Here is a 16,850-nt window from a genome sequence, read left to right as displayed (position 1 = left end):
AACTGGTCACTACAGCATGTCCTTATCAACCAAATGCCTGTTTCCCATGAATCGCTTCTTTTTACTGTTACTGATGGTTCTGTTTTCCGGTTGTGACAAAAGTGACCTCAAACCCGATCTGATTACGATGCAGGTGGCCGACCATTACCAGGATTGCACGGGTGTTGGCCCCATGAAATGCCTGTTGGTCAAAATTAACGATGCGCCGAACTGGACGTATCATTACGCGGGTATTGAAGGTTTTGCTTACGAAGAAGGGTTCGAGTATAAACTGACCGTGAAGCGGGAGAAAATCAAAAATCCCCCGGCCGATGGTTCCAGTATCCGGTATACGTTGGTCAATGTGATTGAAAAAATCAAACCCTAACCCAGCAAAACCGCTTCGCCCATGAAAACCTTTACCCTGGCCGGTCTATTGTTTTTTTGTTTTTACACGACCCAGGCCCAACACTGGCAGGGACAGATAGGCACCAATTTCGCCACGTTGCCGGGCCGCTCACTGGAACTAACCTCGGCCTGGAGTCCGAATCTGAATCAGTGGGCGCTGACGTTCCATGCCGGGTACACCTACCAGAATTCGTTCGGTGGTTTTCGTTCCGGGTATGCCTGCGATTGCGGAGTCGATAACCTGAAAACATCGGGGGCGTTTTTCAAAGTAGGTTCCCGTTTTGATGTGGTGCGCCGAACCGGTCGTTCGACCAAAGTGGGCCTGCCGATCGGTGTCAATCTGATTGGTTCGCAATACCGGCAGGTAGGTACCATCGAGTCGTTTCCCGGAGGCACCTCCATTTATCGCCCCCAAACTGCCAGCGGTTTTGTGCTGGGAATGGGCCTGACGGCGGCCTTGAACATCCGGTTTTCGTCCCGCTGGAATCTGGATCTGGGCGTTCAGAAATTCATTGCCTTGCAAAAGCGAACAGACTATTTCCTGTTCGACAATTTCATGTCGCACCAGCCGGGGATCGGACTCACCGACTGGAAAAACTCCTTTCCCGGTTTGCAGGGGATTGTCGGTTTGAATTATCGGCTGGGGCAGTTATAGATTTTTTTTATTCATCATCCCTTCCCAACTTGCCGTTCTTAATTCAATTATTCCATGTCAACTCCAAATTCCCCCGTGCGGGTGCTCGTTGTCGGCTGCGGCAACATGGGTTCCTCGCACGCCATAGCGTATTCAACGAACGACGGTTTTGAAATCTGCGGCATCGTTTCCACCGGCAAAAGCAAGGAAGTTCTCAATGAACGTCTCGGCGGTGGCTACGCCTTGTTCACCGATCTGGCCACGGCCCTCGCCGAAACCAAACCCGATGCTGTTTGTATTTCGACCTATCCCGACACCCACGAAGCCTTTGCTATTCAGGCACTTGAACACGGCTGTCATGTGTTTATCGAAAAACCGCTCGCCGATACCGTCGAAGGGTCCGAGCGCGTGGTGGCTGCCGCCGAAAAAGCCGGCAAGAAAGTCGTCGTCGGCTACATCCTGCGCCAGCACCCTTCCTGGGAGAAGTTCATCGAAATTGCACACGAAATGGGCAAACCGCTCGTGATGCGCATGAACCTGAACCAGCAAAGCCACGGCGGCATGTGGACCGTTCACCGGAATCTGATGAAAAGCCTCAGCCCGATTGTCGATTGTGGCGTCCATTACATCGACGTGATGTGCCAGATGACCCGCTCGAAACCGACGCAGGTGAACGCCATCGGTGCGCGGCTGACGGAAGAAATTCCGGCGGGCAACTACAACTACGGCCAGTTGCAGATCCGGTTTGAGGATGGGTCGGTGGGCTGGTATGAAGCCGGTTGGGGACCAATGATGAGCGAAACCGCCTTTTTTGTCAAAGACGTGATCGGGCCGAAAGGCTGCGTTTCCATTGTGGCGAAAAATGCCGGAGCCGCCGGCAAATCGGACAACGTGGATTCGCACACCAAAACCGAATCACTCCGGGTTCACCACGCGCCCCTCGACCAAAACGACCAGTTTGTACAGGAAGACACCTGGATCGACATGCAGGACGAGCCGGATCACCAGGAGCTTTGCAACCGCGAGCAACGGTATTTTCTGAAAGCCATTCGGGAAAACATCGACCTGACGGATCACTTGCAGGACGCCGTCAACAGCCTGCGCATTGCCTTTGCCTGCGATGAATCCGTACGGACCGGCCAGCCGGTGATGTTGTAAATGCTGGTCAAGTGGGGTCGCCCGGCGATTGCAGATCTTGACCAGCAGCATTCGGGCTGTCCACTTCTGTAATCTGATACGCGACGGCATGGGCGCCGGGTTCGGCTTCCAGATGAATCCATTGGGCAAAGTGACGGGTAAAACTCGCACCGTAATAAAAAATCAGTGAGGAGTAGAAAACGAACAGGAGAATCAGCATAATCGACCCTGAAGCACCAAACAGGGAACGAACCGAACTGGTAATTAAAAACCGGTCCAGCACCTGCTCTCCGGCTTCGACCAGAATGCCCGTCACCAAAGCACCCACCCAAACCGCCGGCCACCGGATGCGGATATCGGGCAAATACTTAAAAATAACGGCAAACCAGACGGTCAGCATCAAAATCGACAGAAGATGCTGACCGACTTCCGTCGACCAATCATACATCGCGCGCTGTTCCAGGCTATCTTTCAAGGGTAGAAATGTCCGGCGAACAGCCAGCGAAACCGTGAATAAAAAACCGGAAAACAGGATGATGCCCAATGCAACGACCCGATCGACCAACAGGTGCCAAACCTGTCTTTTAGCGACGGTCTTCACCCTCCAAAGCTGATTCAATGAATTCTTGATGATGGCAAACAGGGTGGTGGAAGCACCCAGCAAAAGCACAATGCTTAGGCCGGTTAAGAACGGATTGGAGCGCTCCTGTTGCAGATGCCGGGAAATATCCTGCAATTGACGGGCACTCTGGTAACCAACCAGTTCAGCCAGTTTACGGATCAGCAGGTGGTTCACGCGTTGGCCATGTTCATTGAACAACTCTTCATACAACTGACTCAGGATAATGACGATGGGCGGTAACGCAAACAGACTGAAAAAAGCTGTTGCTGCCGCCATGCGAATGGGGTCATTCGTTTTCAGATCCGAAAAAGCCCGAAATGCTAATTGAAAAACAGGAATGGCTTTTTTCACGGTTGGTCAGGTAACAATACCCTTCACTAACCCTGCGTTCAGGCACATAGTTTAGACGTTTCTCTACTCTTTTGATACCCCACGCTACCTGAATAGCGTTTATCTTTGCTTTTTCGATCAACTAGCTGATTTCGATGAAAACCCTGCTACTCGCCTTTGCTCTGTTTTTCGGGGCATTTTCTGCCGTTTATTCACAGTCGACCACCAAAGCCGACACGCCAAAAATTTATGACCCGACTGCCAATGCGCAGCAGGACATCCAACGGGCGGTTGCCCAGGCGCAAAAAGAAGGCAAACACGTTTTGCTGCAACTCGGGGGCAACTGGTGTGTGTGGTGCCTCCGGTTCCATACCCTGACTACGACCGATACGACTCTCAACCGCATATTGACCGACAATTATGTTGTTCTGCGCGTGAACTACAGCCCGGAGAACAAAAACGAGGAAACCCTGGCACGACTGGGCTATCCGCAACGGTTTGGCTTTCCGGTTTTTGTGGTGCTGGATGAAAAAGGGAACCGGCTACATACTCAGAACTCGGCCTATCTGGAAGAGGGAAAAGGCCACAGTCCGAAACTGGTAGCAGATTTTTTGCAGAGCTGGTCGCCGAAAGCCCTGGATCCGAAATCGTATCTCCCGAAAAAAAGTAAGTAAAAAAACGAAGCGTACCGGGTTCCCTGCGGTTTCACATTCCTACCACCTGTAACTACATTTTGCTTCCATGCGGTCTTTGGTCCTCCTATTGGTCCCCATTTTTCTCAACAGCACCCCGGTTTTTGCCCAAAAAGCCCACGAAATCCAGCGGTTTCAGTTGAAGGAAGTGAAACAGGGCGTTGCCGTCGATGCTGCTCACTTTTACGTCATCAACAACACCTCTCTCACCAAACATACGAAAACGGACGGTAAACAGGTGGCCGCCTGGCGGGACACGACGGGTTTATTGAAACACCTGAACAGCGGTGTGGTCCTCAACCGGAAACTCTACTGTGTTCATTCCAATTACCCGGAAGTGCCCATGGTGAGTTCCATCGAAATTTTCGATACCGAAACGATGCAGCACATCGGTAATCACAGCTTCGGGTTGCTCCCCGGCTCGGCCACCTGGGCCGACTTTTACCAGGGCTACTGGTGGGTCGCCTTTGCCAACTACTCCGACAAAGCCTCGGCCGAAGGGCGCGACAACCGCTGGACGATGCTGGTGAAGTTCAACGCCAACTGGGAGCGGCTGGAATCCTGGCAATTTCCGGCAACGGTTTTGCAGGCTTTCGCCCCCAAAAGTACGTCTGGCGGCACCTGGGGAAAAGATGGTTTTATTTACTGCACCGGTCACGACAAACCGGAACTGTATGTCCTGAAACGCCCTGACCGTGGCTCTACCCTGCAACACGTAAAAACCATTCCGACCATCAGTGAAGGACAGGCCTTCGCCATCGACCGCAGCGTGAAGTCCAAACTGATTCTGTATGGAATTACCCGAAACGATAATTTTGTGGTTGTTTCGGAGGTGAAATAATAATCTCAACACCGAACAATGAATGTTGAATATCGAATAACGAATAACGAATAACGAATAACGAAGGCCATCCGGACTCTTCTTTCAATAACCGTTGTTCGAAATTCGTTATTCTATATTCATTATTCGATATTAAAAACCGCATTACAGCTTAAAAATCCCCGTCACATATTTGGCGTTTACCCGGGCGCCGGGTTTGGCGGTGGCGGTGGCAATGTCGATTTCCCAGATGTAGGTCCCCTCGGTGTAGCTCGTTACAGGCAGGTAAGTTTTTCCGTTTTCAACCGGCAACGACATCGTGATGCCCCCTTGTCCGGCATGGGCCGGTATGCCGCCCGACACTTCTTTCACGGTTTTGGCATTCAGGTCGATGATGACCACGCTCAGGTTGACATCTTCGTAGGCCCATTGCCCGTTGACGGTTGGAAAACGGCCCATTTCGGCCAGCACCAGTCCGTTGCCCAGATACTGGCAGTAGTAGATTTTCCGGTTGTTCGAAATCTCATCCAGGTTGAAAAAATACGTGGGGTCGAAAACCGTCTCTCCGTTTTTAATCCGCAGAAAACCAGCCGGCTTGGTCCGTTGTGAAAACGTATACGCCGACGAAGCCACGGTGTATATATCGCCGTTTTCGGTTTTGATCAAGCCATTGCTGCTGTTGGACGAACCCGCCGGTCCCGTACGAACATCCTTGATGACTTTCTCCAGCGTAAAAGCCGGATAGGTGTAGATGGCCACATACGCCGTGTCGGTGAAAGCGGTCTGCAACGTAGTCCGGTTTTGGAGGTAATACGACACATACGCTTTTCCGTCGCGAACCCGCATACCCGACGGCCACACCAGGTCATCCCTGAACAGGGGAGCCAGCGAATTTTTCACCTGACCCGTGAGCGTTGGCGTGGCAACCGTCGCCGTGTAAAATGTGGCGCTCCGGTTATCGGCTGCCGTCCGGGGAATCTGAATGCCGCCGAGCGTATTGTCATCAATGACCGTCGGCACATCGAAGTATTTTTCAAAGGTAAAACTTCCCTTCTGAACCAGTTTGTTCGATGCGTCGAGCACATAACCTACTGCCGAGGGCGTGCCCTGGTTAGCCCCGCTCCCACCGATGCTGAAGACCGTTTTGCCGGCCTGCACGTACGTCCGGTTTCCCGTTTGCGCAATTCCCTGACCGGCCACCGACAGCGTGCCGCTGGTGATCGACGTGGTTTGTAACAGATAATCCGTTGATTGACTGGCTCCTACATCCCGGATGGCGACGACATACCCGCCGGTAACCGCCGGTGGATCAACCGGGTCAGGGTCCTTGCTACACGAACTCAGCGACAGCCAGCAGCCTACAGCCACCAGCATCAGGATGGTTTTGTTGTACATAACGATGCATGATAATGGCTACAATTTACTGATAATTATGGGCAAAATCCAGGATTTTACTCCTGCAACAGCGCCTATGTTCTATCAGCCCCTGGGTTCAACCGGTTTCCCTTTTTACAAATCAGGTGTTCGATTGCACAATTCAATCAGAGGTTGTTGCCATCCATACCGGAACGGGTTGAAACGGGCGGGCGGGATCAGTTAGTTTTGTTTATCGAAACCAAACAACAACACGACAATGAACACACCACAAATTCTGCGCGGATGGACCCGCGCAGCCCTTCTTCTGGCCGGAAGCCTCACGTTTCTGACGGCCTGCAAAACCCATTCGACCGAACCGAAACCCGGCTCACCCAGCAAAACCGGTGGAAAAGCGGGTTACGTTACCGGAAAGGTGACCGATCCGCAGGGAAAACCGTTGCCCCGTGCCACGGTATACATCGACAATATGGTTATCAAAGGGCGCGGGGCTGAAGCGGCCAGTAGCAGTGATGGGTCATACCAGATTCAACTGGTGAAAGACCTGGGGCAGTGGGTAGCCAAAGGATATATTCTGAAACAATACAATAACCGGGTCTACAAAATCCTGCTCGATCCCGAAAACCCGGACAGCTTTTCGGAAAATGAAAAACCGGTTCGCCATTTTCAGTGGAAACTGACCGGCCACGTTCCGGATCTGAGTCTGGATCTGTATTATGGCGGAACAGCAGAATTGTTTCGCGATCCCAATGTTACCGACCTGCCAGATACCGAAAATATTGAGTTTACCTTCAAACCCGTCGGCGCACTCATCGACGGATCGACCGGTAAAACGCTCAAACTCCGGGTTGCCAAACGCACCCACGACTTTCTGAAGGACATTCCGATGGGCCGCTATGAGATTTCGGCGGTGTATAAACCCACGGGAGAAACTTTGCTGGTGACCGATGCCTGGGGGGATGATCTGGTCTACAAACCGTCGGTTACACTCGATTTTTTAGGTACCGATTCGGCCACCCGCTCCAATACACTGGGAATTGGCTACACGAATCGGCGGTAATGGATCGCTTTAGGGACGTGTCGCTAACGGCTTAATCATTCGGCGACACGTCCCTAAAGCGATGCGGGCCTTCTTACTTCTGCTTCCGGCGTTCTTTGAGTTCGGCTCTCATTTCTTCTTTAATGGCCTGATACTGTTGGTATTGATCGGCATTCAGAATCTTTTTCAGCTCCTCGTCTTTCTTTTTCATCACGGCCTGAACCTGCCGCGCCGTGCGGAGGTTTCGACCACTGGTTTCTATCAACGCCTGGTTTTGTTTGGCATATTTCAGGTTGATAGCCGCCACCGGAGTTTCCTGGTCAGCGGACAGATTCAGCTTTTCTTTCATCCGCGCCGTCATTCGGGTGGCGCGTTCTTCGGGTGTTCCCAATTCTGCCCGCTGGGCAAACGATGAGGTTGAAAGCAGGAGAAGGGCAACGAAACAGACGGCTTTTGACAGGTTGGTTTTCATACTTTTCGATACGCGTTTCATTTTATTGGGTTGGCTTTTGGTTGAATGGTCTGCGCGACCGCGAAGACGCTACAAACGTAGCCTGCGGATAGTCCGAATTCAGGAAAACCGCCGTGAAGCCGATCAATTCGGCCCTCAAAGCGCCAGGACTCCGGGTGAAAGCTCAGAACTCCTCCATCCATTTTTTGAACTGGGGCGCGCGGTCTTTGCTGATCACCACCGATCCGCCCGGCAGGGGCTGAAGTTGCAATTGCAACCGGCCGTTAAAATACAGCTCCGCTTCCTGAATGCTTTTCCGGGAGACAATAAACTGGCGATTGGCACGAAAAAACTGCTGCGGGTCCAGCTGGATTTCCAGATCGTCCAGCTTCTGATCGATGGGATAGCGGATTTTGGTAAACAGCGTTGCGGAAACCACACCCCCTTCAATGTCAAAATAGGCGATGTCGCTCACCTTGACCGGCAGCAGTTTGTCCCGAAACTGAATGAGAAAGCTGTTTCGGTAGGTTTTGGGGAGAAACACCCGGCCACTGAGCATTTCCTGCATCTGTCGCACCAGATCGTCGGTGGCCGGGCGGGTCAGCGAACGGTATTTCAGCAGACTGGCTTCCAATGCCTCCCGTTCAATGGGTTTCAGCAGGTAATCGATGCTGTTGAGCTTGAAAGCCCGGATGGCATATTCGTCGAAAGCGGTCGTAAAAATGATCGGACACGGCACCCGAACCTGTTCCAGCAGCGAAAACGACAGCCCATCGGCCAGTTGAATGTCCGAGAAAATGAGGTCAGGAGTTGGCAGGGTCTCCCACCGCTCCCGGCCTTCGGCCACACTATCGATGACCGCCAGAACCGTCAGGGAAGGTTCGATCTCCCGCAGCAAGGCGGTCAGGTGCGTTGCCGCCAGCACTTCATCTTCGATCAGTATAACGCGCATCAGACAGCCGGAATTAAAGGTAAATCAACATTGAACTCGCGCTCGGTTCGAACAATCTGAATGGTCTTCCCGGTCAGCAGCCGGTAGCGGTTTTCCAGATTGGGCAGGCCGGTTCCGGTTCCATCGGCGGGTTCGGGTTTAGGCTGGTAGCCATTGCTGACCCGGATGAACGCGCCCGACGGATCGATCGAGAGCCGAATTGTCAGCGGTTTGACGTTAGAAATAACGTTATGTTTAACGCTATTTTCGATCAGAAGCTGCAAAGACATGGGCGGAATCAGCCAGGGCGCTTCGGCAGGCAACTCGTTGTGTATTTGCAAGTTATTGCCAAATCGCATCGTCAGCAGGAATGAATAAGCCACCGTAAACTGCATCTCTTCCGCAAACGGAACCAGTTGCCGGTTTTGAACCTGGAGCGAATACCGCAACACCTGCGACAGTTTGGACAGATAAAGCTGCGTGTTGGCACTCCCTTCCCGAATTAGCGAACTGAGGGCATTGAGGGAATTGAACAGAAAATGAGGATTGAGCTGGGCGCGCAGACCGTCGAGCTGGGCTTGCAAACTTTCCCGTTTCAGCCGCTCGTTTTCGGTTTGCATGCTGCGGTTTTGTTGCAGAACCGTCAGGAAATTTGCCACCAGCAAGGCCGTTCCCCACACGAAAAAACCGCGAAAATAGGTGGTGACAAACACGAGAATCGGTCGCTCGGGGTACCACGGCAAAACCAGCGCCACGAAGAGCGCGTTGATTGCCAGAAACAGCAGAAAGTTGATACCGTACCAGCCTGCGAGGTTGAGCCAGGGTTCATAGCGTTTCCGAATCAGCACATACCGGTTTAGTTCAATGAAGAAAAAGGTGAACGCGATGTGGAACAGCACCCGAACAACGAGAAAAACCGTGTCCGGCAAACCGGGAATAACCGCCAGTTGGGTTGGGTTCGCCAGCCGGATCAGCGGCAGGTTCACCAGAACCGCCACGATTACCGATGCGATCCCGGAGATTTGCCGAAAAGAAAAGCGCGCATTCATGCTGCAAAGATGACGCCTTCGGGGACGAATCGGGTACGAATCGAACTGAAACCGGAAAATTCGACGGTCAATCCTCCAAAAACCGCCCTCAATTTCTTATTCCGTTGCCTTGTCAATGATTTCAGCGGCCTCCATCATGTCATCTTTTTCGGGCGTCGGCACTTCTTTCGGCACCGCGTCGGGGACATAAGTCAGCGAAATCAGGATCGGAAAATGGTCGGATCCGCAGTTCGGCAGTCGGCGAATCAACCGCAGTTTGAAATGGTGAGACACAAAAATATGATCGAGCGGCCACCGCAAAAAGAAATAGTTGGCGTGGAAGGTATTGTAGAGTCCACGGCCGATGCGCGGGTCGAGCAGGCCACTGACGCGCTGAAAAAGCCGCGTCGAGTGCGACCAGGCCACATCGTTCAAATCCCCGGCGACGATGATGGGCTCCTCCCGCCCCCGCACCTCCTTGCCCACCACCAGCAACTCCGCATCCCGCTCCGTCGAGCGGTAGTGTTCCGTGGGGCTGGGCGGCATCGGGTGAATCCCGTAAAAATGAATCACCTGTCCCGAATCCAGTACAAGCTGGGCGTAAATCGACGGAATATCATCCTGAATCAGAAACCGCACTTCGTGGTGCTGAATGGTAAACCGGGAGTAAAACAACAGGCCGTAGGTGTTTTCGAGCGGATGCAGAATCCGGTGCGGAAACTTTGCATCCAGCGGTTCCAGTTCAGTTTTCCACCGCTGATTTGCTTCCAGAATCATGACCACATCCGGTTTGTATTTTTCCACCAGTTTCAACACGTCAGGGCATTTGGTATTGTCCATGAACACGTTGGCATTCAGGATCCGGATGGTGTTGCGGTCTTCCGAACGGTCTTCAGACGGTTTTCCGAAATACTTCACCTGCTTCCGGTGCAATTGCGTAAAGGGGTAGATCAGCCAGCCTTCGTAGACCAAAGCCGCCAGTAAACCCGTCACGCCCAGTAACATCGGCCACTCCGTATTCCGACTCAGGGTTACCCACCCCAGCAGGCCAATGGCTGCCAGCACCGTAAGTTGCAGGTGGGGAAAATCCCAGATCCGAATCCACCAGGCATCGACCCGAATCAGGTGTATGAACGAAATGGTGGTTATGACAAATGCGTATCCAATCAGAAAAGTGTCTATCGTGCTCATTTCAGGTTCAGTGGGTCATTCGTATCGTAAAACCGGAAAGCAAGTTAGAGGTTTAATCCTGAAATATATTTTTAAGAACCGGCAAGATCGGCCCTAAGCTATTTTCTGGCTCTCAGGCTTGTAAATAACACGCTTTTGCGATAGGTTTGCAGCATGAGAATGGCACCAATGCTTTAATCTTCCCTCCTGCGGTCGCTCCGACCTTGGGCCTTTTTTAGGCCTGTTTTCATATTGTCTTCTTGTCTTCACAAAAAACCTGGCTGGCTCCGGCACAGCTTTCTACCGATGTCTGTTCTTTTCAATCAGGAACAACGCGAACAATTTATCCAGGATGGATTTATTCGCATCAACCAGGCCTTCTCCTCCGAAACCGCCCGACAGACCCGAAATATTCTCTGGAAAGACCTGAACGCTGACCCGGACAATCCGGCAACCTGGACCCAACCGGTTATCCGGCTGGGCATGTATTCCCAGGAACCGTTCGTCCAGGCGGCTAATTCGCCCATTCTCCACCAGGCTTTCGATGAACTCGTCGGTCCGGGCCGCTGGCTTCCCTGCCGAAGCATGGGTACGTTTCCGGTTCGTTTCCCATCGGATACCGACCCCGGCGATACCGGCTGGCACGTCGACGCTAGTTTTCCGGGCGACGATCCAACAGACTACTGGACGTGGCGGGTAAACGTCCGGTCAAAAGGCCGGGGGCTGCTGATGCTCTTTCTTTTTTCGGATGTCAGCGAACGCGATGCGCCGACCCGCATCCGCGTCGGCTCCCACCAGGATGTCGCCCGCCTGCTCAAACCGGCGGGCGAAGCCGGGCTATCGTTTCCGGAACTGGCCGGAAAGCTGGCGGAATTACCGCAACGAAACGCAGTGTTGGCCACTGGAAAAGCCGGGACGGTGTATCTCTGCCACCCTTTTCTGGCCCATGCCGCTCAGCCCCACCACGGCCGGGAACCCCGTTTTTTAGCCCAACCGCCACTTCTGCTCCGGCAAGAATTGCAGATTGAAGGAGTGAAAGGGGCGTATTATCCGGTGGAAGAAGCCATTCGGCTGGCTTTGATTTTGTAATTTCAAATGAAAAATGATGAATGTCGAATGTAAAAGTGCATGGCGTATCCACCTACTTTTGCATTTAATATTCATCATTTTTCATTTATCATTCCTTGTATTTTCCCCTTGAAAATAATCACAATGCGTTTTCAGCACACACTGCGGACATTTGGGGAAACTCCAGGTACAGACCCGCTGGCCGTGCCAGTAAAAGTGGCGGTGGAAATTGAATAAAACCGTTGCATCCTGCGGCAAATAGGCCAGCAAAATGGCGTGGGCTTTCTCGGCGCTGACTTTCGGCCCCAGAATTCCCAGTCGCTGCGTTACCCGGTGAACGTGCGTATCGACGGGCAAAACCGGCTTCTGAAAGTTGAAAAGCAGCAGCAGGGTCGACGTTTTCGGACCGACTCCGGGCAAGGCGTTCAGCCAGGTCATGGCTTCTTCGGTGGTCATGTCCCGCAAAAAGTCGATGTTGGCTTCCCCGCGTTCGGCAATGATCCGACTCAGAATCTGTTTGATATACGGTGCTTTCACCTCCGGATAATTGGCGGTTTGGATTGCCGCCGTCAGTTCCTCCACTGGTGCATCCCGAATGGCTTCCCACGAACCAAAACGCTCCATCATGGTGCGAAACGCCGTGACCTCATTGGCGTGGGTGGTGCGGTGCGACAAAACCGTCGCAATCAACTCGTGCAGGGGTTCAAGCCGTCCGCGAATAGCCTGAATACCGTACTGTTGATTGAGGAGTTCGTGTACCAGTCGCGTTTTCTCGCTTTGATCCAGGGTTGTCATCGAAAAAAATGATTTTTGTCAGAACAACCGAATGTTTATCGACTTGGTTAATTGTCGTTGTACTTTTGCGGTTCCTTACCGCCCATTCTGCGAACCCAAATGACGACAACTTTCCTTCGTAACTCCCTTTGCCTGTGTCTGCTGACACTACTAGCCCTCACCGGTTTTTCCCAAACCCCTACCCAAACCATTCGCGGAACCGTCTACGACGCCAGCCAGAATCGACCGCTGGTCGGGGCTTCCGTAGTGGTTCAAAATTCAAAATCGGGTGCAATCACGGATGACCAGGGCCATTTCCGGCTGACCAACCTTCCCATAGGCCGTCATCAGCTCAGTGTTTCGTTCGTCGGGTACGAACCGTCGGTGATCAATGAGGTGCTGGTGGAATCCGGCAAGGAACAGGTGCTGGAAATTTACCTGCAACCCGGTGTGACCCAACTGGGCGAAGCCACGGCCATTGGCACCCGCACCGACCGCACGATCAGCGCCGAACACATCACCATCGAACAGGTGCTGCGGTTTCCGGCCAGCTACCTCGACCCCGCCCGGCTGGCGACAGCCTATGCGGGCGTGGTGACGACCAACGACGGTACCAACAACATTTCCGTGCGCGGCAACTCGCCCAACAGCCTGATCTGGCGGCTCGAAGGCGTCGAAATCGTAAATCCCAACCACCAGAGCAACGCCGGAACCATCGGCGACCGGCCCACGGCAAACGGCGGTGGCGTCAATATGCTGAGCGCCCAGTTGCTCGGCACAACCCGCTTTCTGACGGGGGCTTTCTCGCCCGAATACGGCAACTCGGTCGGTGGCGTCATGGACATGAGCCTGCGTCCGGGCAACAACGAACGCCATGAATTCATCGCCCAGGCGGGGTTGATCGGCCTCGATCTGGCGGCTGAAGGGCCGATTTCAAAGCAGAAAGGGTCGTCGTATCTGGTCAATTACCGGTATTCCTTTACGGGTCTGCTCGGCGCAATGGGTGTCACGTTCGGGGGCGAAGACATCCGGTTTCAGGATCTGTCGTTCAACCTGACCTTCCCGACCCGCAAAGGCGGACGGTTTACGGCGTTTGGCGTTTTGGGCAACAGCAGCAACGATTTTACGGCTCTGGCCACCGACGAACAGACGCAGGACAAAGACCGCAACTCCATCTCGTTTACGACGAAAATGGCCGCCGGGGGCTTGACCCTCTCCCAGCCCATCGGTACGCGCTTGCTGTGGAAATCCGCCCTGGTGTTGTCGGCCAACAACAGCGCCCGGAATCTGGAATCGCCGGGTGATGCACGTTTCCGGCCGAACTACGAGATGGACGACCAGTCCGGCTCGCGGTATTCGCTGACGAGTTCGCTGAACTATCGGATCAACGCCCGGAACAGCTTCAAAGCCGGTCTGTACCTGACCCGCGCCTATAATTCGGTGAATGTCTGGAAAGATGTGAACCCTTTTTTTATTGGCAGTTCGGCGAACAACGCCCTGTTCGCGGGATCACTGGAGGGCTGGATGATTCAGCCGTATGTGAATTACCAGTGGTTGCCAGCGGACAACGTTACGGTGAATGCGGGTTTGTTTTACAACACGTTTACCTTCAACCAAAGCCGGTCGCTCGAACCCCGGGCGTCGGTTCGCTGGGAAGTGCGACCGGGAAAAGCACTGACCGTTGCTTACGGTTTACACAGCCAGCCGCAACTGCCGCAGGTGTATCTGGCGAAACGAAATCCGGAAAACAAAATGCTGTTTAACAACGAAGACCTGGGCTTTACCAAAGCGCACCACATCGTTGCGGGGTACACGCACCAGCTCAGTCCGGATAGTTACTGGAAAATTGAAGGGTATTCGCAAATGTTGTTCGATGTACCGATCAGCACCGTTTCGGGCAGCAAGTTTTCGGCTGTGAACCTCATCGAAGCCTACGTCAGTGAACCGCTGGTCAATGCCGGGAAAGCCCGGAACCGGGGCGTTGAACTGACCTACCAGAAGTATTTATCGAAAAATTATTACGTGCTGGCATCCGGTTCGGTCTACGAATCGCGGTATCAGGCCGCCGATGGCGTCTGGCGCAGCACCCGGTTCGACGGCGGTTTTACGTCGGGCCTGACTGCCGGCAAAGAGTGGACCAAAAGCCGGGAAACCCGAAGCCGGATCTGGGGCGTCAACGGCCGGATTTCGTACCTGGGCGGCTTGCGCGACCGACCCATCGATGCGGTTTTGTCGCAGCAAGCCGGCACGACGGTCTACAGCAGCGAGGAGTTTAGCGTGCATTTCCCGGCGTATTTCCGCACCGATCTGCGGATTTACTGGAAAAAAAGCAAAGCCCGCTACAGCCGGACCCTTTCCCTGGATTTGCAGAACCTGACCAACGCGCAAAATGCTTTTTACAGCTATTTTGATGCGTTTCAGGGAAAAGTCGTGCAGAAATACCAGTTGGGGTTGATTCCGATTCTGAATTACCGCTGGGAATTTTAACGGATTGCGTCGTTCTGGTTTTTCGGAAACGGGCGGTACTTCACGAAGATTTTAATCCAGACGCGACGCGCTAACCGGAAGAAAAACGGCGTCAGGATAATCAGCGATGGTATGAGTCCCCACAGATAGGCGATTACATCGACTTCCAACAAAACGCCAACCAACACGAAGGTGGTGATGATCCAGGCCACGTAAAATGAATAGCTTACGTAGAGCGAGCCGGTATAAAAACCGGGTTCAGGCTCGAAACTCTGGCCACATACAGAACAGTTCTTGTGCATCTGATCGAATTTCTTCAGATTAAACGCACTTTTGGTTACAAAAAAGTCTCCTTCGTGACAGTACGGACACTTGTTGAATAATATGCTGTATAGTTTCGTACCTTTTCGCATGGACAATCAGAAGGGAAGCTATTTTCCAACCCGGAAAGCCTAAAATTAGTTGATTTTTGCCGGCTATTTCATAAACCGTATCCTATCATCACATTTGCATCCAAAAAGATGATACGAGCATGGTTTCAAAAAAAGATGATTTTGCTCACAAAATCCAACCGATTCAGGCGGTAGGTTTGTCAAAAAATTAATCTGATCATTCGTCATTTCGTTTCCATACCATGCACAATCTGGTTCCCATCGTTAGCCCGGAGCAGGCCGTCGAAGTCATTCAATCCGGCAATCGGGTGTTTGTTCACAGCGTTGCCCAAACGCCCCACCGGCTGATTGCGGCCATGGTCGGGCGGGCATCAGCCGCCGGGCTGCGTGACATTGAAGTGTGTCACATGCACACGGAAGGCCATCTGCCCTATTGCGAAGAGCAGTACGCCGGGATTTTCAGGCCGAACTCGTTTTTCATCGGGGCCAACATGCGCAAGCAGGTCAATGCCGGCATCGCCGATTACGTTCCGATTTTTCTGAGTGAAATTCCGTTGCTGTTCCAACGCCATATTCTGCCCCTCGATGTCGCCCTCATCCAGGTATCGCCCCCCGATCAACACGGTTTTTGTTCGCTCGGCCCTTCGGTAGACATTTCATTAAGCGCCGTTAAATCCGCCAAATACGTGATCGCCCAGATTAATCCGAACGTTCCGCGGACCCACGGCGATGGCATTATCCACGTCAAAACGATCCACGCGGCTGTCGAATGCGACGATCCTTTGTACGAAATGCCGCTGAAACCGGCGACGGTGACCGAACAGAAAATTGGCCGCTTTGTGGCTGAACTGGTGGAAGATGGGGCCACGCTGCAAATGGGCATCGGCGGGATTCCGAACGCGGTGCTGGCGGAATTGATTTACCACCAGAAACTGGGAATTCATACCGAAATGTTCTCCGACGGCGTGATCGATCTGGTCGAGCGGGGTGTCATTACCAACGAACTCAAGAAAGCCATTCCGTACAAACTGGTTTCCTGCTTTGCGATGGGAACGCGCCGATTGTATGATTTCATCGACGACAACCCCGCCGTGGTGATGAAGGAAGTTACCTACACCAACGACACGGCCATTATCCGCCGGAATCCGAAGGTAACCGCCATCAACAGCGCCATCGAAGTGGATCTGACGGGTCAGGTGTGCGCCGATACGATTGGAACCTATCAATATTCCGGCGTGGGTGGGCAGATGGATTTTGTGAGGGGAGCCTCGCTCTCGGAAGGCGGCAAACCAATTATTGCCCTGCCCTCGGTGACGAAATACGGCGAAAGCAAGATTGTGCCGTTCCTGAAAGAAGGCGCTGGCGTGACGACCACCCGCGCCCACGTCCACTACATCGTGACCGAATACGGGGTGGCGTATCTGTACGGTAAAAACCTCCGCCAACGCGCCCGCGCGCTCATCAACATCGCCCACCCCGACCACCGCGAGTCGCTGGAACGGCAGGCGCATGAGCGGTTTAAGGTGTTCGAATAA

The 16,850-nt window shown here is 53.1% G+C and carries 17 protein-coding genes; 9 read left to right on the top strand and 8 right to left on the bottom strand.

Features of this window, described 5'->3' with window-relative positions; translation table 11 throughout:
• Positions 1 to 46 precede the first annotated feature (46 nt).
• Genes FH871_RS12295 through FH871_RS12285 form a run of 3 tightly spaced genes read left to right on the top strand, consistent with a single transcriptional unit; the run spans position 47 to position 2,179 of the window.
• Positions 47 to 367, top strand: coding sequence for a DUF4377 domain-containing protein (locus FH871_RS12295; protein ID WP_138991726.1), 321 nt, complete (start codon positions 47 to 49; stop codon positions 365 to 367).
• Between the two features lie 21 nt (positions 368 to 388).
• Complete coding sequence (locus tag FH871_RS12290; RefSeq protein WP_138991725.1) at positions 389 to 1,042, top strand: hypothetical protein; 654 nt, start codon at positions 389 to 391, stop codon at positions 1,040 to 1,042.
• Positions 1,043 to 1,096: 54 nt separating this feature from the next.
• Positions 1,097 to 2,179, top strand: a complete 1,083-nt coding sequence (locus FH871_RS12285) for a Gfo/Idh/MocA family protein (protein ID WP_138991724.1) — start codon at positions 1,097 to 1,099, stop codon at positions 2,177 to 2,179.
• 7 nt (positions 2,180 to 2,186) lie between these two features.
• Here the strand turns inward: FH871_RS12285 and FH871_RS12280 are convergent, their stop codons facing one another.
• Positions 2,187 to 3,131, bottom strand: coding sequence for a YihY/virulence factor BrkB family protein (locus tag FH871_RS12280; protein WP_229317245.1), 945 nt, complete (start codon positions 3,129 to 3,131; stop codon positions 2,187 to 2,189).
• A 134-nt stretch (positions 3,132 to 3,265) separates the two neighbouring features.
• On the opposite strand from FH871_RS12280, the gene FH871_RS12275 reads away from it, so the two are divergent.
• Positions 3,266 to 3,784: a thioredoxin family protein gene (locus FH871_RS12275; RefSeq protein ID WP_138991723.1), complete on the top strand. Its 519-nt coding sequence runs from the start codon at positions 3,266 to 3,268 to the stop codon at positions 3,782 to 3,784.
• A 67-nt stretch (positions 3,785 to 3,851) separates the two neighbouring features.
• Positions 3,852 to 4,643 (top strand): hypothetical protein, encoded by a 792-nt coding sequence (locus FH871_RS12270; protein ID WP_138991722.1) that lies wholly within the window; start codon positions 3,852 to 3,854, stop codon positions 4,641 to 4,643.
• Positions 4,644 to 4,787: 144 nt separating this feature from the next.
• Here the strand turns inward: FH871_RS12270 and FH871_RS12265 are convergent, their stop codons facing one another.
• Entirely contained in the window at positions 4,788 to 6,017 is a 1,230-nt protein-coding gene (locus FH871_RS12265) for a DUF4374 domain-containing protein (RefSeq protein WP_138991721.1), read from the bottom strand.
• Positions 6,018 to 6,255: 238 nt separating this feature from the next.
• On the opposite strand from FH871_RS12265, the gene FH871_RS12260 reads away from it, so the two are divergent.
• Entirely contained in the window at positions 6,256 to 7,056 is an 801-nt protein-coding gene (locus tag FH871_RS12260) for a carboxypeptidase-like regulatory domain-containing protein (protein WP_138991720.1), read from the top strand.
• Between the two features lie 73 nt (positions 7,057 to 7,129).
• Here FH871_RS12260 and FH871_RS12255 read toward each other — a convergent pair whose 3' ends face one another.
• The 4 genes from FH871_RS12255 to FH871_RS12240 form a co-directional block, all read right to left on the bottom strand.
• Positions 7,130 to 7,507, bottom strand: a complete 378-nt coding sequence (locus tag FH871_RS12255; protein WP_138991719.1) for a hypothetical protein — start codon at positions 7,505 to 7,507, stop codon at positions 7,130 to 7,132.
• A 163-nt stretch (positions 7,508 to 7,670) separates the two neighbouring features.
• On the bottom strand, positions 7,671 to 8,438 hold the full coding sequence (locus tag FH871_RS12250) for a LytTR family DNA-binding domain-containing protein (RefSeq protein WP_138991718.1): 768 nt from the start codon (positions 8,436 to 8,438) through the stop codon (positions 7,671 to 7,673).
• Positions 8,438 to 9,466 (bottom strand): sensor histidine kinase, encoded by a 1,029-nt coding sequence (locus FH871_RS12245; RefSeq protein ID WP_138991717.1) that lies wholly within the window; start codon positions 9,464 to 9,466, stop codon positions 8,438 to 8,440. The genes FH871_RS12250 and FH871_RS12245 overlap by 1 nt, the downstream gene beginning before the upstream one ends.
• A 96-nt stretch (positions 9,467 to 9,562) precedes the next feature.
• Positions 9,563 to 10,636, bottom strand: coding sequence for an endonuclease/exonuclease/phosphatase family protein (locus FH871_RS12240; RefSeq protein ID WP_138991716.1), 1,074 nt, complete (start codon positions 10,634 to 10,636; stop codon positions 9,563 to 9,565).
• 285 nt (positions 10,637 to 10,921) lie between these two features.
• On the opposite strand from FH871_RS12240, the gene FH871_RS12235 reads away from it, so the two are divergent.
• Entirely contained in the window at positions 10,922 to 11,704 is a 783-nt protein-coding gene (locus FH871_RS12235) for a phytanoyl-CoA dioxygenase family protein (RefSeq protein ID WP_138991715.1), read from the top strand.
• Positions 11,705 to 11,785: 81 nt separating this feature from the next.
• Here the strand turns inward: FH871_RS12235 and nth are convergent, their stop codons facing one another.
• Positions 11,786 to 12,478, bottom strand: a complete 693-nt coding sequence (gene nth, locus FH871_RS12230) for an endonuclease III (RefSeq protein WP_138991714.1) — start codon at positions 12,476 to 12,478, stop codon at positions 11,786 to 11,788.
• Positions 12,479 to 12,577: 99 nt separating this feature from the next.
• On the opposite strand from nth, the gene FH871_RS12225 reads away from it, so the two are divergent.
• Positions 12,578 to 14,944, top strand: coding sequence for a TonB-dependent receptor (locus FH871_RS12225; protein WP_138991713.1), 2,367 nt, complete (start codon positions 12,578 to 12,580; stop codon positions 14,942 to 14,944).
• Here the strand turns inward: FH871_RS12225 and FH871_RS12220 are convergent.
• On the bottom strand, positions 14,941 to 15,336 hold the full coding sequence (locus FH871_RS12220) for a DUF983 domain-containing protein (protein WP_138991712.1): 396 nt from the start codon (positions 15,334 to 15,336) through the stop codon (positions 14,941 to 14,943). The two genes, FH871_RS12225 and FH871_RS12220, sit on opposite strands and share 4 nt — an antisense overlap.
• A 221-nt stretch (positions 15,337 to 15,557) precedes the next feature.
• On the opposite strand from FH871_RS12220, the gene FH871_RS12215 reads away from it, so the two are divergent.
• Positions 15,558 to 16,850, top strand: coding sequence for an acetyl-CoA hydrolase/transferase family protein (locus FH871_RS12215; RefSeq protein WP_138991711.1), 1,293 nt, complete (start codon positions 15,558 to 15,560; stop codon positions 16,848 to 16,850).

This window comes from Larkinella sp. C7 (genome assembly GCF_006149005.1).
Taxonomy (GTDB): Bacteria; Bacteroidota; Bacteroidia; order Cytophagales; family Spirosomataceae; genus Larkinella.
This window is presented reverse-complemented; position numbering and strand designations above follow the sequence as displayed.

Bases quoted from the DNA above. Each gene is read 5' to 3' on its own strand.
- FH871_RS12295 (WP_138991726.1), top strand. From the start codon at position 47: ATGAATCGCTTCTTTTTACTGTTACTGATGGTTCTGTTTTCCGGTTGT.
- FH871_RS12290 (WP_138991725.1), top strand. From the start codon at position 389: ATGAAAACCTTTACCCTGGCCGGTCTATTGTTTTTTTGTTTTTACACG.
- FH871_RS12285 (WP_138991724.1), top strand. From the start codon at position 1,097: ATGTCAACTCCAAATTCCCCCGTGCGGGTGCTCGTTGTCGGCTGCGGC.
- FH871_RS12275 (WP_138991723.1), top strand. From the start codon at position 3,266: ATGAAAACCCTGCTACTCGCCTTTGCTCTGTTTTTCGGGGCATTTTCT.
- FH871_RS12270 (WP_138991722.1), top strand. From the start codon at position 3,852: ATGCGGTCTTTGGTCCTCCTATTGGTCCCCATTTTTCTCAACAGCACC.
- FH871_RS12265 (WP_138991721.1), bottom strand. From the start codon at position 6,017: ATGTACAACAAAACCATCCTGATGCTGGTGGCTGTAGGCTGCTGGCTG.
- FH871_RS12260 (WP_138991720.1), top strand. From the start codon at position 6,256: ATGAACACACCACAAATTCTGCGCGGATGGACCCGCGCAGCCCTTCTT.
- FH871_RS12255 (WP_138991719.1), bottom strand. From the start codon at position 7,507: ATGAAAACCAACCTGTCAAAAGCCGTCTGTTTCGTTGCCCTTCTCCTG.
- FH871_RS12250 (WP_138991718.1), bottom strand. From the start codon at position 8,438: ATGCGCGTTATACTGATCGAAGATGAAGTGCTGGCGGCAACGCACCTG.
- FH871_RS12245 (WP_138991717.1), bottom strand. From the start codon at position 9,466: ATGAATGCGCGCTTTTCTTTTCGGCAAATCTCCGGGATCGCATCGGTA.
- FH871_RS12240 (WP_138991716.1), bottom strand. From the start codon at position 10,636: ATGAGCACGATAGACACTTTTCTGATTGGATACGCATTTGTCATAACC.
- FH871_RS12235 (WP_138991715.1), top strand. From the start codon at position 10,922: ATGTCTGTTCTTTTCAATCAGGAACAACGCGAACAATTTATCCAGGAT.
- nth (WP_138991714.1), bottom strand. From the start codon at position 12,478: ATGACAACCCTGGATCAAAGCGAGAAAACGCGACTGGTACACGAACTC.
- FH871_RS12225 (WP_138991713.1), top strand. From the start codon at position 12,578: ATGACGACAACTTTCCTTCGTAACTCCCTTTGCCTGTGTCTGCTGACA.
- FH871_RS12220 (WP_138991712.1), bottom strand. From the start codon at position 15,336: ATGCGAAAAGGTACGAAACTATACAGCATATTATTCAACAAGTGTCCG.
- FH871_RS12215 (WP_138991711.1), top strand. From the start codon at position 15,558: ATGCACAATCTGGTTCCCATCGTTAGCCCGGAGCAGGCCGTCGAAGTC.